This window comes from Amycolatopsis vancoresmycina, from assembly GCF_000716785.1.
Taxonomy (GTDB): Bacteria; Actinomycetota; Actinomycetes; order Mycobacteriales; family Pseudonocardiaceae; genus Amycolatopsis; species Amycolatopsis vancoresmycina.
The window spans coordinates 320,068-333,629 of the sequence record NZ_JNYY01000005.1; the positions used below are offsets into that span (position 1 = coordinate 320,068).

The window sequence follows — 13,562 nt, forward strand, 5'->3', positions numbered from 1 at the left end:
TGCCGCCCTCCGTGCCGTTCGAAGGCAGGAAAAACGGGGCGGCACCTCGCGAGAGGTACCGCCCCGTCTTCGTGGAACTGCGTCAGTGCGAGTGGCCGTGGCCCGCCGCGGCGGGCTCTTCCTCGGCCGGCTTCTCGACGACCGACGACTCCGTCGTCAGCACGAGGCGCGCGATCGAGGCGGCGTTCGCCACCGCGGACCGGGTCACCTTGACCGGGTCGACGATGCCGGCGGCCAGCAGGTCGGTGAGCTCGCCGGTGGCGGCGTTGAAGCCCTGGCCCCAGCCCTGCTCCTGGACCTTGTTGACGATGACCGCGCCCTCGTGGCCCGCGTTGGTCGCGATCCAGAACAGCGGGGCCACCAGCGCGTCCTTGACGATCCGGACGCCGGTGGCTTCGTCACCGGTCAGGCCGAGGCCGCCCTCGAGCTCCTTGACCGCGTGCACCAGCGCCGAACCGCCGCCGGGCAGGATGCCCTCCTCGACGGCCGCCTTGGTCGAAGCCACGGCGTCCTCGATGCGGTGCTTGCGCTCGTTCAGCTCGGTCTCGGTGGCCGCGCCGACCTTGATGACCGCCACGCCGCCGCCGAGCTTCGCGAGCCGCTCCTGCAGCTTCTCGCGGTCCCAGTCGGAGTCCGTGGTCTCGATCTCCTTGCGGATCTGCGCGACCCGGCCGGCGATCGCGTCCTTGGCGCCGTCGCCGTCGACGATCGTGGTGTCGTCCTTGGTGACGACGATGCGGCGGGCCTTGCCCAGCGCGCCGAGGTCGACGTCGGACAGCTTGCGGCCGATCTCCGCGGAGATGACCTCGCCGCCGGTGACGACCGCGAGGTCGTCCAGGAACGCCTTGCGGCGGTCGCCGAAGAACGGCGCCTTGACCGCGACGGCGGTGATCGTCTTGCGCAGCGAGTTCACCACGAGGGTGGACAGCGCCTCGCCGTCGACGTCCTCGGCGATGATCAGCAGCGGCTTCTTGGCCTCGACGACCTTCTCCAGCACCGGGAGCAGGTCGGCCAGCGCCGAGATCTTCTCGCGGTGCAGCAGCACGTAGGCGTCCTCGAGGATCGCCTTCTGCTCCTCCGGGTTGGTCGCGAAGTGCGCCGAGAGGAAGCCCTTGTCGAACTGGACGCCCTCGGTGATCACCAGCTCGGTCGCCAGGGTCGACGACTCCTCGATGGTGATGACGCCGTCCTCGCCGACCTTCTCGACGGCTTCGCCGAGCAGGGCGCCGATGTTGGCGTCACGGGAGGTCACGGTGCCGACCTGGGCGATGTTCTCGCGGCCCTTGACCGGGGTGGCCTTGGCCTTGAGGACCTCGATGACCTTCTCCGCGGCGGCCTCGATGCCGCGGCCGATCGAGGTCGGGTTCGCGCCGGCCGCGACGTTGCGCAGGCCGACCTTCACCAGCGACTGCGCGAGCACGGTCGCGGTGGTGGTGCCGTCGCCGGCGACGTCGTTGGTCTTGGTGGCGACGCTCTTGGCGAGCTGCGCGCCGAGGTTCTCGAACGGGTCGTCGAGCTCGACCTCACGGGCGACGGTGACACCGTCGAGGGTGATGGTCGGGCCGCCGAACTTCTTGTCGAGCACGACGTGGCGACCGCGCGGGCCGAGGGTGACCTTGACGGCGTCGGCGAGCTTGTTCACCCCGCGCTCCAGCGCGCGACGAGCGTCCTCGTCGAAACTGATCTGCTTGGGCATAGCGTGTTCCGCTTACCTTTCTCTGGACGCAAGAACGCCCCGCTCCCCGGCGTTCTGCAGGGGCCCGGGGCGTCATGCGCTGCGAGCGGACGTCAGTTGATGACGGCCAGCACGTCGCGGGCGGACAGGATGAGGTAGTCCTCGCCGTTGTACTTGACCTCGGTGCCGCCGTACTTGGAGTAGATGACGACGTCGCCGACGTTCACGTCCAGCGGGACGCGGTTGCCCTTGTCGTCGATCCGGCCCGGGCCCACGGCCAGAACCTTGCCCTCCTGGGGCTTCTCCTTGGCGGTGTCGGGGATGACGAGGCCGGAAGCGGTCGTCTCCTCGGCCTCACTCGTCTGGACAACGATCTTGTCCTCGAGCGGCTTGATGTTCACGCTCACCGGGTTGACCTCCACGGTCGTCGAAAGCGTTGGCAGGATGTGGTTACGGCTCTACCACCCCCGCCGTCGCGGGTGCCGGGGCTGTCGGGCCGTGCGATTAGCACTCTATCCACGTGAGTGCCAGTCTCGCAAGGAGGGTCCACCCGGCGTGCCGAAAAGCCACCCGACCTCGCCTGACCGGCCGTTATGCGCCCGCGGTCAGGAGCAGCAGCCCTCGGGCCGGGCGCCCGCCGCGCCGAACGTCGGCGAGTCGGCCTTCACCGTGTAGACCTCCCACGGTTCCCCGCCGGGGCCGTGCACCCACACCTTGTCCTGGACGGCGTAGCAGCAGGTGGTGTCGTCCTCGGTCAGCGTCTCCAGGCCCTCGCCGGTGAGCCGCCTGCTCGCCTCGCCGACCTGGGCGGCCGACTCGACCTCGACGCCGAGGTGGTCCAGCACCGTCGCCTGGCCCGGCTCCCCCGCGAGCAGCACGAGCTTGAGCGCGGGCTCGGCGATGGCGAAGTTGGCGTAGCCCGGACGGCGCTTGGCCGGTTCCGCGCCGAGCAGCTTCGAGTAGAACTCGACCGAGCCTTCGAGGTCGCCCACCCGCAGCGCGAGCTGTACCCGTGACATCGTGGCCTCCTTGAATAGACGTTTGTCTAAGCAGGTTTGCCCACTGGATAGATGGATGTCAAGATAGAGGGGTGTCGAAACAGCTGCCGATCGCCAAGTGCTGCTCCCCGCTGGCCCGCGACCCCCTGACCGAGGTGCAGGCCACCGAGCTGGCGAAGCGGTTCAAGGCGATGGCCGACCCGGTCCGCCTGCGGCTGCTGTCGCTGATCGCCTCCCACACCGGCGGCGAGGCGTGCGTGTGCGACCTGACCGACGCCTTCGACCTGACCGGCCCGACGATCTCCCACCACCTGAAGGTGCTGCGCGAGTCCGGCCTGATCACCGGCGAGCGGCGCGGGACCTGGGTCTACTACCGCGTCCACCCCGAAGCCCTGGCCCACCTTTCGGCCGTGCTGGCCCCCGGCGACGCGGTCGTCGCGTGAACGCCCCGGAGGTGCTGTTCGTCTGCGTCCACAACGCCGGCCGGTCCCAGATGGCCGCGGCCCTGCTGCACCACCACGCCGCCGGCCGCGTCACCGTCCGCTCGGCCGGGTCGGCGCCGTCGAGCGAGGTCAACCCGGCGGTGGTCGCGGTCATGGCCGAGCTGGGGATCGACGTCTCCCGCGAGTTCCCCAAGCGCCTGACGACCGGCGCGGTCGAGGCGGCCGACGTGGTGATCACGATGGGCTGCGGCGACGCCTGCCCGGTCTTCCCCGGCAAGCGGTACCTCGACTGGCAGCTCGACGACCCCGCGGGGCTTGCGGCCGAGCGGATCCGGCCGATCCGTGACGAGATCGACCGCCGGGTCCGGGCCCTCCTCGCCGAACTCACCAGCGCCAGGCCCGCCCCAGCAGCGCCGAGGAGCAGCGGGGAGCACTGAAAGGGATCCACCGAACCGGCCTTACCCCCGGCGTGAGTTTCTGGTTAGGTTCTCACCTCTGGCACCTGCACCCTGGGGGTTCATGCCCATGTCCCGCCCCATCCCGAGAACGGCGGCCGCAGCCGCCGCCGTCGCCCTCCTGACCGGCCTCGCCACTCCGGCGCACGCCGACACCACCTCCCAGCGCCAACGCGACTTCACCGCCGCGGCGAGCGAGTTCGGTGTCCCGGAGAACATCCTCCTCGGCGTCTCCTACCTCGAATCGCGCTGGGACGCCAACGCCGGCACCCCCAGCACCTCGGCCGGGTACGGCCCCATGCACCTCACCGACCTCCGCGCGGCCGGGGTGGCCACCAGCCACCACGACGAAGGCACCGAAGACCCCCGCGGCGACGACGCCCGGCCGGCCCGGCTCCCGCAGGCCGGGCCCGCTGCCCCGCCGCCCGCGTTGCAGACCGTCGACGAGGCCGCGCAGCTGCTCCACACCGATGCGGAAACGCTGCGCACCGATCCGGCGCAGAACATCCGCGGCGGCGCCGCCCTGCTCGCGAAGTACCACACCGACGGCGACTGGTACCACGCCGTCGCGCGCTACAGCGGCTCGGCCGACCAGGCTGCCGCGCAGACCTTCGCCGACGAGGTCTTCGAGACCGTCAAGGCCGGCACCGCCCGGACCACCGACGACGGCCAGCAGGTCACCCTCGCCGCCACGCCGGACCTCGTCATTCCGCAGCACGCCGACGCGAACCCCGCGAACGTCGAGTGCCCGCGGCGGGTCACCTGCGAGTCCGTCCCGGCGCCCTACCAGGAACTGCCGGGCAACGACTACGGCAACCACGACCTCGCGAACCGGCCCGAGAGCCAGAAGATCGACCACATCGTCATCCACGACACCGAGGGCTACTGGGCCAGCGTCCTGCAGCTCGCCCAGGACCCGACGTACGTCAGCTGGCACTACACGATCCGCTCCAACGACGGCCTGATCGCGCAGCACGTGCCGACAAAGGACGTCGCGTGGCACGCCGGGAACTGGTACGTCAACGCGAAGTCGATCGGCATCGAGCACGAGGGCTTCGCCGCGAAGGGCACCTGGTACACCGAGGCCATGTACCGCTCGAGCGCGAAGCTCGTCGGCTACCTCGCGCGCAAGTACGGCATCCCGCTCGACCGGGCGCACATCATCGGGCACGACAACGTCCCCGGCACGGTCCCGTCGACGATCGCCGGCATGCACTGGGACCCGGGCCCCTACTGGGACTGGTCGCACTACTTCGACCTGCTGGGCGCGCCGCTCGGCGGGTTCGGGCTGCCCGGCTCGTCGCTGGTCACCATCGACCCGGACTTCGCGAAGAACCAGCCCGCGTTCACCGGCTGCGACAGCCCCGGAACGCCGTGCACGCCGCGGGGCTCGGAAGCCGTCGTGCTGCACTCGGAGCCCAGTGAGACGTCGCCGCTGCTGGTCGACATCGGGCTGCACCCGAAGGGCACGGCGTCCACAATGGACGTTGCCGACGTCGGCAGCCGCGTCGCGACCGGGCAGCAGTACGCCGTCGCCGAAGTGCGGGGCGACTGGACGGCGATCTGGTACCTCGGGCAGAAGGGCTGGTTCCACAACCCGCGCAACGCCCGGGTCGCGAAGCCCGCGTTCGGCTGGGTCGTGACGCCGAAGGCCGGCCTCGCGTCCGTGCCGGTGTACGGCCGCGCCTACCCCGAGCCGGAGGCCTACCCGGCCGGCGTGACCGTGCAGGCCATCACCCCGCTGCCCTACCCGCTTTCCGCCGGCCAGAAGTACTCGTCGGGCGGTGTGGTCGGGTCGGAGTACTACTGGGCGACCACCTTCGACGTCGCCGACCACGTGGTGGTGAAGGGCAAGCTGAAGTACGTCCAGATCCAGTTCGGGCACCGGATCGCCTTCGTCAAGGCGGACGACGTCCGGTTCCTCCCCGCGTTCTGACCGGCCGGGGTGGCGGTCGCGCTCACGCGTCGAGCGCGACCTCCACCCCGTTCGCCCGTTCGGTGTTGCGGCGCGTCTTCGCCCAGCCGTTGCGCCCGCGGACCAGCCGGAACAGCGCGCGCCACGACGTCACGTAGAACGTGTAGATGTAGGCCGCGTAGGCGAGGCCCATCCCCAGCCCGCGCAGGACGTTCCGGCTGCGCAGGCACTTCAGCTGGTAGATCGGGCCCCAGACGAGGAACGGCAGCAGCCCGAACGACCCGTAGATGGCGAACAGGATCCAGGCGCCGCCGGTGAACCACGTCCACACCTGCGCCGGGTCGCCCGCCGTGCCGAGCACCAGCAGCACGAACGGGATCGGGTACAGCAGCGAACCCAGCAGCTGCAGCCACGGCTGGGCCAGGTAGTACGTCATCTCCGCCGCGCCGAGCGTGCTGACGTGCGGCGAATCCCAGATCCGCCGCAGGTACCGGGCGCACTGCATGGTGCCCTGGCCCCACCGCGTGCGCTGCACGAGGAACCGCCGCAGGCTGTACAGCCCTTCCTGCGCCACGTGGGAATCCGGGGTGAACCCGGTGCGCCAGCCCGCCGTGAGCAGGTGGACGCCGAGTTCGAAGTCCTCCAGCAGCGAGCCGCGCCACGGCTGCCCGGCCTCGCCCGCGATCGAATCGAGCGCGGTGAGGCGGGTGAACTGGCCGTTGCCGCCCATCGAGATCGTGCCGGTGAGGCCGCGGGAGGTCTGGATCGCCGCGATCGCCGTCCGGAACTCCAGGTCCTGCAGCTGCGCGAGCTTCAGCCCGAACCAACGGCCGGCCGGGTTGCGCGACGGCGGCGGGGTCCCGGCGTTGCTCATCCGGACGTCCAGCTGGACCGCGCCGACCTCCGGGTCGCCGAAGAGGTGGTCCGCCGCGCAGACCGCCAGGCAGTTCGGCGCCGGGCGGCCGTCGGCGTCGACGACCACCACGACGACGTCGTCGCGGCTCGCGTCCGGGCCCATCCAGTCGGTCAGGGCGCGGTAGGCCGCGTTGAGCGCGTCGCCCTTGCCGGTCCGGGCTTCGGGGCGTGTACGCGGCACCAGGTGCAGGTACGGGTCGTAGCCGCCGTGCCGCCGCCACAGCATCCGGACGACCCGTGCCGTGCGGTCCTCGGAGTCGTCGTCGACGACCCAGACGTGCGCCCGGCGGAACGTGGTGCGCAGGTAGCGGATCGTCTCGCGGATGACCGTCTGCTCGTCGCGGCACGGCACGAAGAAGTGCCAGGTGAACTCGGCCGGGTCGCCGGCCGGGCCGGGCCGGCGGCGCAGGTACGGCACCACGATCACGACGACGTACACGAGGAACGCCACGCTCATGGTGAGCGCGAACGCCTGCGTGATCGCCAGCAGGACCTTGACGTTCACGGCTTCTTCTTCCGGGTGGCGAGCCGGACGAACAGGACGATCGAGACCGCGCCGCCGAACACGCTGACCATCGAGCCGAGCAGCGTGTGGCCCCAGTAGTAGCCCTCGTCGGTGCCGAGGCCGTGCACGAGCCCGACGATCGTGAAAATGCGCAGCTGATTCACCAGCACGACGACGAGTGCCGAAATGCCGAGCGAAAAGAAGAGCCGCCGCGCATTCGACGGGCGGAAGTACAGCATGACCATCGTCACAACGAGCAGCGGGAGCAAAAGGAACGCCGAAGAGCATTCCGGCGTCATTCTCAACCCGAACGGAGTAGCACTTGTCAACCCAAAGTAAACGGACTCCCGATCGGGTGACACATAAACACCCGATGTAGTGATCACGTCGAGTATTGCGCCGGCGAGCCGCACTTCCAGCTCGCGGTAGAGCCGCTCGGCCAGCACCACCACGACCCCCGCGGCGGCCAGCGCACTCAACGCCACCACCAGCGGAAACCTTGTCATTCCTGAGTTCGGAGCGCTCGCTACCGCCACGACGTTCCTCTCGGTGCCGATTTTCCGACGCAAGTTGCGGGGCACGGGCGAGCGTAGAACACCTGCGCCGGACGTTTCCACTCGGAGGGGTGGAAACGCCGTCCCATTCGGCTGACACACTCGCGAACTTGTTACGCCATCCAGGTGACGTCGGAACGACCTGCGGAAACCGCGTCCAGCTTTACCCGATCCGGTGATTCGGGAAATATTGTGTGCTATTCGGCGCGGTCTTCGCGATAGTCGATCCGCGTGGCGAGTCGAGGCAAGCGAGTTCGATCCGCGCCGCCGTCACGCACCCCCCGATGAATCCAGCGAATTTCGGAGGACCCCTTGAAGAAGAGCTCCCTCGTGCGCCGTGGCGGGCTGCTCGCCGCGGTCGTGGCGAGCGTCGTGCTCGCCGGCGCGGCCCCCGCTTCGGCGGCCCCCGGCGACGGATCCGCCTACGGCGTCAAGGTCGACGTCAAGCTGCTCGGCCAGGACGCGGTGAAGGCGGGCCCGTTCGCGGCCGCGAACACCGCCGGCCCGACGAGCAGCAGCCTGGCGAAGGTCGACCTCACCGGCATCCTCAAGGCCGGCGCGATCAACGCCGAGGCCAAGCGCGACGACAATTCCGGTGCGGTGACGGCGAAGGCGAGCACCGCCGACGTCACCCTGCCCCTGCTGAAGGCGGCGCTCGGCAACGTCGGCATCAAGCTCGTCGAGGCCGTCTGCACCGCGACGCAGAAGGGCGTCGAAGGCAGCACGAAACTGGTCGGCGCCGACCTCGGCAGCGTCGGCGCGGTCGACGCGGCCCCGGCGGCGAACACGCAGATCAAGGTCGGCCTCGGCACGCTGAACGTCGCCACGATCATCCTGAACGAGCAGGTCAAGAACCCCGACGGCAGCCTCACGGTCAACGCCGTCCACGTGAAGCTGCTCGGCGAGGGCCTGAACGCGCTCGGCTCGGGCGACGTCGTCGTGTCGTCGGCGACCTGCGGCCCGGCCGCGCCGCCGATGCCGCTGGCGTCGGGTGCGGGCCTGTGGATCGGGCTCGGGCTGCTCGGCGCCATCGCGGTGCCGGTCGGCACCCGCGTCCTCCGCCGCCGTTCGGCGCAGGCCTGAGCGAGGTCGGGATGTACCGGATGCCGGGCGCCGGAATCGGGGTGGCCGGTGGCGGGGTGGGCACCCTCGCCGCCACCGGTGCCGATGTCGGGTGGTGGCTGGCCGTCGGCGTGCTCCTGGTCCTGCTCGGGACCGTCGCGCTGATCGCCGTCCACCGCCGCAACCGCCGTCTCTCCCGGGCGCGGGAGTGAGAAACCGGGCCGCCGGCGTGTGCCCCTCGCACGCCGGCGGCCCCCGTCGGCGGAAATTTGCCGGATACTGGGTGATGCGGAGAAGGGGCGGCCCGGGGTGGAAGTGATGTTGCTGGCCGGAACGCGGCCCGAAGCCGTCAAGCTCGCGCCGTTGGCGCTGGCGCTGGCGGCGCACCCGGTGCTGCGCCCGGTCCTGGTCCACAGCGGCCAGCACGCGGGGATGGTCGAGCAGGCGCTGGAACCGTTCGGCCTGACGGCGGACGTGTGGCTGGACGTGCCCCCGCGCATCACCGGCGGCCAGGCCGAACTGGTGGCGAGCCTGCTGCCCGCGCTCGACGAAACGCTGCGCCGCCACGCCCCGGCCGCACTGGTCGTCCAGGGCGACACGACGACGACGCTCGCGGGCGCGCTGGCGGCGTTCTGGCTGGGCATCCCGGTGGTCCACCTGGAGGCCGGCCTGCGCACGAACGACCTCACGGCCCCGTTCCCGGAGGAGGGCGCCCGCCAGATGGTGTCGCGCCTGGCAGCCCTGCACCTGACCCCGACGCTCGGCGCGGCGGCGGCGTTGCGCTCAGAAGGCGTGGCGCGCCGGCAGATCGCGGTCACGGGCAACACGGTGGTCGACGCGGCGCTGGCCATCGCGGCCCGCGACCTCCCGGCCCGCGACACGGCGCTGGCGTTGCTGGAGATGGAGATCGCGGAGGCCGGCGAACGGCTGGTGCTGGTGACGTCCCACCGCCGCGAGTCCTGGGGTGAGCCACTGGAGCGGACCCTGGCGGCGGTACAGCTGATCGTGGCCGAGCACCCGGACATCCAGGTGCTGTTCCCGGCCCACCCGAACCCCCAGGTCCGCACCCAGGTGGAGGCGGCACTGGGCGGCCTGCCCCGGGTGACGGTGACGGACCCGCTGGAGTACCCGGACCTGATCCGGGCGCTGCGCCTGGCATCCCTGGTGCTGACGGACTCGGGCGGGATCCAGGAGGAGGCCCCGACGTTCGGCACCCCGGTGGTGGTCCTGCGCGACGTGACCGAGCGCCAGGAGGCGGTCGAGGCGGGCTCGGCATGGCTGGCAGGCACGAACACCGAGCGAATAGCAGACCTGGCAGCCCGCCTCCTGAGCGGCGAGCTGCACCCGGCGCAGGCCGGAAACCCATACGGAGAAGGGAACGCGGCGGTACTGGCGGTCGCGGCGATCGAGGAACTGCTGGGCGTCCGGGCAGTGGCCCCAGCAGCGGCTTCGTAGGCCCAGACTTGTCGTGAGTGGTAAGGAGGGTTCTAACCCTCTGTCATGTCTCAGGACCTCACGGACAGATCTGTCTCAGGAGTTCGCGGACAGTGTGTGGTTGGTGAGGCGTTGGTAGCGTACCGATCGGTCTAGTGTGAGCTGGCGGGCGACCGTGTCGCCGATCATGACGGTGACGCGGTCGCCTTGCCAGTAGACGGTGGCGGTGTGCCCGGCCCATCGGCGGCCGAGGACGATGGAGCAGCCGGAGAAGGCGAGCACGCCGGTGGCCGAGACCGGCCGGGTGGTGACACCGCTGGGCCGGCGCGGGCTGGTGGCGGGGATGGCTTTCGGCCGGGCGTGGTAACGCTGCCAAGGCGTGTCACCACCGAGGCTTTGATGGCGGCGATGGTTGTAGATCTGCCGGTACTCCTCGAGCAGTTGCTGCAGCTGGGCGAGGGTGTCGGCGGGCGGCCGCGCGGCGAGCCATTTCTGCAGGGTCCGGTGGACGCGTTCGTTCTTCCCGCAGGTCTGCGGGTGGTGCGGAGTGGCGGCGATGCTGGTGATCCCGAGGGCGGCGAGGCGGCGTTCCAGCTCCACCATCCGGCCGCGGTGTCGGCCGGTGAAGGCCAGCCCGTTGTCCGAGAGCAGCCTGACGGGCAGGCCGTGCCCGGCGAAGGCCTGTTGCAGGGCGGCCCAGGTGGCGGTGGTGGTTTCCCCGTCCGCGGCGTAGGTGCCGACGTCGAGGCGGGAGTGGTCGTCGAGGATCTGGATGATGCAGACCTTGGTGCCGTCGGCGAGGTAGTGCTCCATGCCGTCGATCTGCCAGCAGCCGTTGGGGTCGGCGTATTCGAACCGCCGCCGCGTTTTCGGTTTCTTGCGGGGCTGGGGGGTGATCTGGCCGTGGGCGCGCAGGATCCGGTGGATCGAGGCGCGGGAGGGCACGGGGGTGATGCCGGTGTCTTCCAGGCGCCAGCGGATGGAGATTGGGCCGTTGTCGAGGCCGGCCTCGGCGAGTTCTTTGCGGGCTCGCAGCACCGCCTCGGCCACCTCCGGGCCCAGTGCGCTCGGGTGGTGGTGCGGGGCGGTGCTGCGGCGGGTGAACCCGTCGGTGCCCTCGGCCCGGAACCGGTTGAGGTATTTGTAGAAGGTGTCGCGGGATAGGCCGTGTTCGTGGCAGAACCATGCCACGTTGATCTTCTCGCCGTGAGCGGTCCGGGCGACCGCGGCGACGAACTCAGGATCCATCGAAAACCCTGCTCTGCCCATCGCTGCATGATCACCACAAAACTGCTGGTCATCACACTGACAGGCCGGTCAGTGTCCGCGATGTCCTGAGACATCAACTGTCGGCGATGTCCTGAGACTCAACAGAGGGTTCTAACCCTCCTTACCACTCACGACCCGGCAGCTAGAGGGACACCACGTTCACCGGCAGGGCCGGGTTCGCGCTGAAGTCCAGTGGTGCGGTCGGGCGCTTCGCCGCCACCACGTGCGCGCCCAGCGCCGCGATCATCGCGCCGTTGTCCGTGCACAGGCGGGGTTTCGGGACGCGCAGCTCGATGCCCGCCGCCGCACAACGCTCCCCCGCCAGCTCCTTGAGCCGCGAATTAGCCGCCACCCCACCGGAAATCACCATGGTGGTGATGCCCTGCTCCTTCGCCGCGCGGATCGCCTTCGCCGTCAGCACGTCCACGACCGCCTCCTGGAACGACGCCGCGACGTCGTCCACCGGGATCCCCTCGCCGCGCCGGGCCGCCCCTTCGACCCACCGGGCGACCGCGGTCTTCAAGCCCGAGAAGGAAAAATCGAACGCGGCGTCGCGCGGGCCGGTCATGCCGCGGGGGAACGCGATCGCGGCCGAGTCGCCGTTCTGCGCCGCCTTGTCGATCGGCGGCCCACCCGGATAAGGCAGCCCGAGCACCCGCGCGACCTTGTCGTACGCCTCCCCGGCCGCATCGTCCACAGTGGACCCAAGCTCGACGATCGACGACGCGATGTCGTCGACGCGCAGCAGCTGCGTGTGTCCACCCGAAACCAGCAGCGCCAGGCACGGCGTAGGCAACGGCCCGTGCTGCAGGGTGTCGACCGCGATGTGCCCGGCCAGGTGGTTGACGCCGTACAGCGGCACGTCCAGCGCCGTCGCGTACGCCTTCGCCGCCGAGACACCAACGAGCAGCGCACCAGCCAGACCCGGCCCCGCCGTCACGGCGATGGCGTCCACATCGGACATCGACAACCCGGCCGTGGCGAACGCACGCTGAGTGGTCGGGACCATCGCCTCCAGGTGCGCCCGGCTGGCGACCTCGGGCACCACGCCACCGAACCGAGCGTGCTGCTCGACGCTGGACGCGACCTCGTCCGCCAGCAGCTCGACCGTGCCGTCGTCGTGCAGGCGGACCAAGCCGACGCCGGTCTCGTCGCACGAGCTCTCGATACCCATGATGATGCGTGCCATCAGCCCGCCACCCCGTCCCGCGTCCGCGCCGGGCGGACCATCGTGTACGCGTCGGCGCCGGAAGGCTGGTAGTAGCGCTTCCGGATGCCGAGCCGTTCGAAGCCGTGGCGCTCGTACAGGGCGAGCGCCGTCGTGTTGTCCGTGCGGACCTCGAGGAAGACCGGCGCCTCGAACTCGTCGGCCCGCACCAAAAGCGCCTGCAGCAGCGCCTTGCCGATGCCCTGGCCCTGGTGTTCCGGCGCGACGCCGATGGTGTGCACGGTCGCCTCGTACTCGCCGCGGCGGCGCCCGACGACGGCCAGCCCGGCGTACCCGAGCAGTTCGTCGCCTTCGTCCGGGCGCGCGGCGAGGTAGAAGTTGCCCGCGTCCAGTTCGGAGTGGAAGGCGCGGGCGCTCCACGGGTCGTCGCCCGGGAAGAGGATCTGCTCGATTTCCACGCACCGGGCGATGTCCATGCGGCGCAGCGGCCCGAGTCTCACGGGGTGGTCACCCGTTTCGGCGCGGCGGGCTCGACGGCGTCGGGACGCCGCAGGTACAACGGCGTCAGCGGGGCCGGCGGCTCCGAAGCGAGCAGGGCACGCCGAGCCGCCTTGACCAGCCCGGCCGGCGACGGGAACCGCGGTTCGATCGGCTGGACGTCGAGCGCGGCGGCGTAGAGGAGCGCGCCGTCCCCGGCCGCCGCCTTGACGTCGGTCTCGACGTCGGCGGGCCGCTGGACCTGCGGGCCGTCGGTGCGCCGCCCCTCGGCGTCGTAGGCCGCCCAGTAGACCTCGCGGCGACGGGCGTCGGTCATCACGAGGAACGGGCTGCCACCGCTGGTGACGTCGGCGGCCAGCGCGTCGAGGCTGCAGACCGGGTGCACCGGGAGGCCGAGGGCGTGGCCGAGCGCGGCCGCGGTGGCCATTCCGGCGCGCAGGCCGGTGAACGGCCCGGGGCCGACGCCGGCGACGATCGCGTCGAGGTCCTTCAGCGTCACGCCGGCGGCTTCGGCGGCGGCCAAGGCGTGCGGCATGATCAGCTCGCCGTGGGCGCGGGGGTCCACCGTGACGCGGTCACCGCGGGTCACGACCGCATCGCCGTCGAGCGCGACGACGCCGGCGGTCACCGCCGGGGTCGAGGTATCGATCGCCAGTACCAACACGGTGTCC

The 13,562-nt window shown here is 70.8% G+C and carries 15 protein-coding genes; 6 read left to right on the plus strand and 9 right to left on the minus strand.

The annotated features are described in order from the left end of the window. Positions 1 to 82: 82 nt before the first annotated feature. The 3 genes from groL to OO60_RS13515 form a co-directional block, all read right to left on the minus strand. Positions 83 to 1,696, minus strand: coding sequence for a chaperonin GroEL (groL, locus tag OO60_RS13505; RefSeq protein ID WP_004559921.1), 1,614 nt, complete (start codon positions 1,694 to 1,696; stop codon positions 83 to 85). Positions 1,697 to 1,788: 92 nt separating this feature from the next. Next, positions 1,789 to 2,082, minus strand: a complete 294-nt coding sequence (gene groES / locus OO60_RS13510; protein ID WP_004559922.1) for a co-chaperone GroES — start codon at positions 2,080 to 2,082, stop codon at positions 1,789 to 1,791. Positions 2,083 to 2,280: 198 nt separating this feature from the next. After that, on the minus strand, positions 2,281 to 2,694 hold the full coding sequence (locus OO60_RS13515) for an ArsI/CadI family heavy metal resistance metalloenzyme (RefSeq protein WP_004559923.1): 414 nt from the start codon (positions 2,692 to 2,694) through the stop codon (positions 2,281 to 2,283). A 71-nt stretch (positions 2,695 to 2,765) separates the two neighbouring features. Between OO60_RS13515 and OO60_RS13520 the strand changes: the two genes are divergently transcribed. The 3 genes from OO60_RS13520 (at position 2,766) to OO60_RS13530 (ending at position 5,507) form a co-directional block, all read left to right on the plus strand. After that, on the plus strand, positions 2,766 to 3,116 hold the full coding sequence (locus tag OO60_RS13520) for an ArsR/SmtB family transcription factor (RefSeq protein ID WP_004559924.1): 351 nt from the start codon (positions 2,766 to 2,768) through the stop codon (positions 3,114 to 3,116). Continuing rightward, the gene (locus OO60_RS13525; RefSeq protein ID WP_004559925.1) at positions 3,113 to 3,553 is read left to right on the plus strand and encodes an arsenate reductase ArsC; all 441 of its coding nucleotides are present in this window, start codon (positions 3,113 to 3,115) and stop codon (positions 3,551 to 3,553) included. The genes OO60_RS13520 and OO60_RS13525 overlap by 4 nt, the downstream gene beginning before the upstream one ends. Before the next feature lie 88 nt (positions 3,554 to 3,641). Beyond that, positions 3,642 to 5,507 carry an N-acetylmuramoyl-L-alanine amidase gene (locus tag OO60_RS13530; RefSeq protein WP_004559926.1) on the plus strand — a complete coding sequence of 622 codons (1,866 nt, stop codon included), beginning with the start codon at positions 3,642 to 3,644 and terminating at the stop codon, positions 5,505 to 5,507. Between the two features lie 22 nt (positions 5,508 to 5,529). Here OO60_RS13530 and OO60_RS13535 read toward each other — a convergent pair whose 3' ends face one another. Next, positions 5,530 to 6,858: an XrtP-associated glycosyltransferase gene (locus OO60_RS13535; RefSeq protein WP_051767695.1), complete on the minus strand. Its 1,329-nt coding sequence runs from the start codon at positions 6,856 to 6,858 to the stop codon at positions 5,530 to 5,532. A gap of 44 nt (positions 6,859 to 6,902) precedes the next feature. Continuing rightward, on the minus strand, positions 6,903 to 7,412 hold the full coding sequence (gene xrtP / locus OO60_RS13540; RefSeq protein WP_205624262.1) for an exosortase P: 510 nt from the start codon (positions 7,410 to 7,412) through the stop codon (positions 6,903 to 6,905). A 360-nt stretch (positions 7,413 to 7,772) separates the two neighbouring features. Here xrtP and OO60_RS13545 point away from each other — a divergent pair, with 360 nt between their 5' ends. From OO60_RS13545 to wecB, 3 genes are all read left to right on the plus strand, one after another. After that, entirely contained in the window at positions 7,773 to 8,543 is a 771-nt protein-coding gene (locus tag OO60_RS13545; RefSeq protein WP_004559929.1) for a choice-of-anchor protein CoaP, read from the plus strand. A gap of 11 nt (positions 8,544 to 8,554) precedes the next feature. Continuing rightward, positions 8,555 to 8,734, plus strand: coding sequence for an LPXTG cell wall anchor domain-containing protein (locus OO60_RS13550; RefSeq protein ID WP_004559930.1), 180 nt, complete (start codon positions 8,555 to 8,557; stop codon positions 8,732 to 8,734). 97 nt (positions 8,735 to 8,831) lie between these two features. Beyond that, positions 8,832 to 9,977 (plus strand): non-hydrolyzing UDP-N-acetylglucosamine 2-epimerase, encoded by a 1,146-nt coding sequence (gene wecB, locus OO60_RS13555; RefSeq protein ID WP_004559931.1) that lies wholly within the window; start codon positions 8,832 to 8,834, stop codon positions 9,975 to 9,977. Between the two features lie 75 nt (positions 9,978 to 10,052). Here wecB and OO60_RS13560 read toward each other — a convergent pair whose 3' ends face one another. From OO60_RS13560 to tsaB, 4 genes are all read right to left on the minus strand, one after another. Next, a complete protein-coding gene (locus OO60_RS13560) occupies positions 10,053 to 11,204 on the minus strand; it encodes an IS481 family transposase (RefSeq protein ID WP_004559932.1) in 1,152 nt (383 codons plus the stop codon). A 163-nt stretch (positions 11,205 to 11,367) separates the two neighbouring features. Continuing rightward, positions 11,368 to 12,414, minus strand: a complete 1,047-nt coding sequence (gene tsaD / locus OO60_RS13565) for a tRNA (adenosine(37)-N6)-threonylcarbamoyltransferase complex transferase subunit TsaD (RefSeq protein WP_004559933.1) — start codon at positions 12,412 to 12,414, stop codon at positions 11,368 to 11,370. Next, a complete protein-coding gene (gene rimI / locus OO60_RS13570) occupies positions 12,414 to 12,893 on the minus strand; it encodes a ribosomal protein S18-alanine N-acetyltransferase (RefSeq protein ID WP_004559934.1) in 480 nt (159 codons plus the stop codon). Before rimI ends, tsaD begins: the two co-directional genes overlap by 1 nt. Next, a complete protein-coding gene (gene tsaB, locus OO60_RS13575; RefSeq protein ID WP_004559935.1) occupies positions 12,890 to 13,555 on the minus strand; it encodes a tRNA (adenosine(37)-N6)-threonylcarbamoyltransferase complex dimerization subunit type 1 TsaB in 666 nt (221 codons plus the stop codon). The genes rimI and tsaB overlap by 4 nt, the downstream gene beginning before the upstream one ends. Between the last annotated feature and the right edge of the window lie 7 nt (positions 13,556 to 13,562).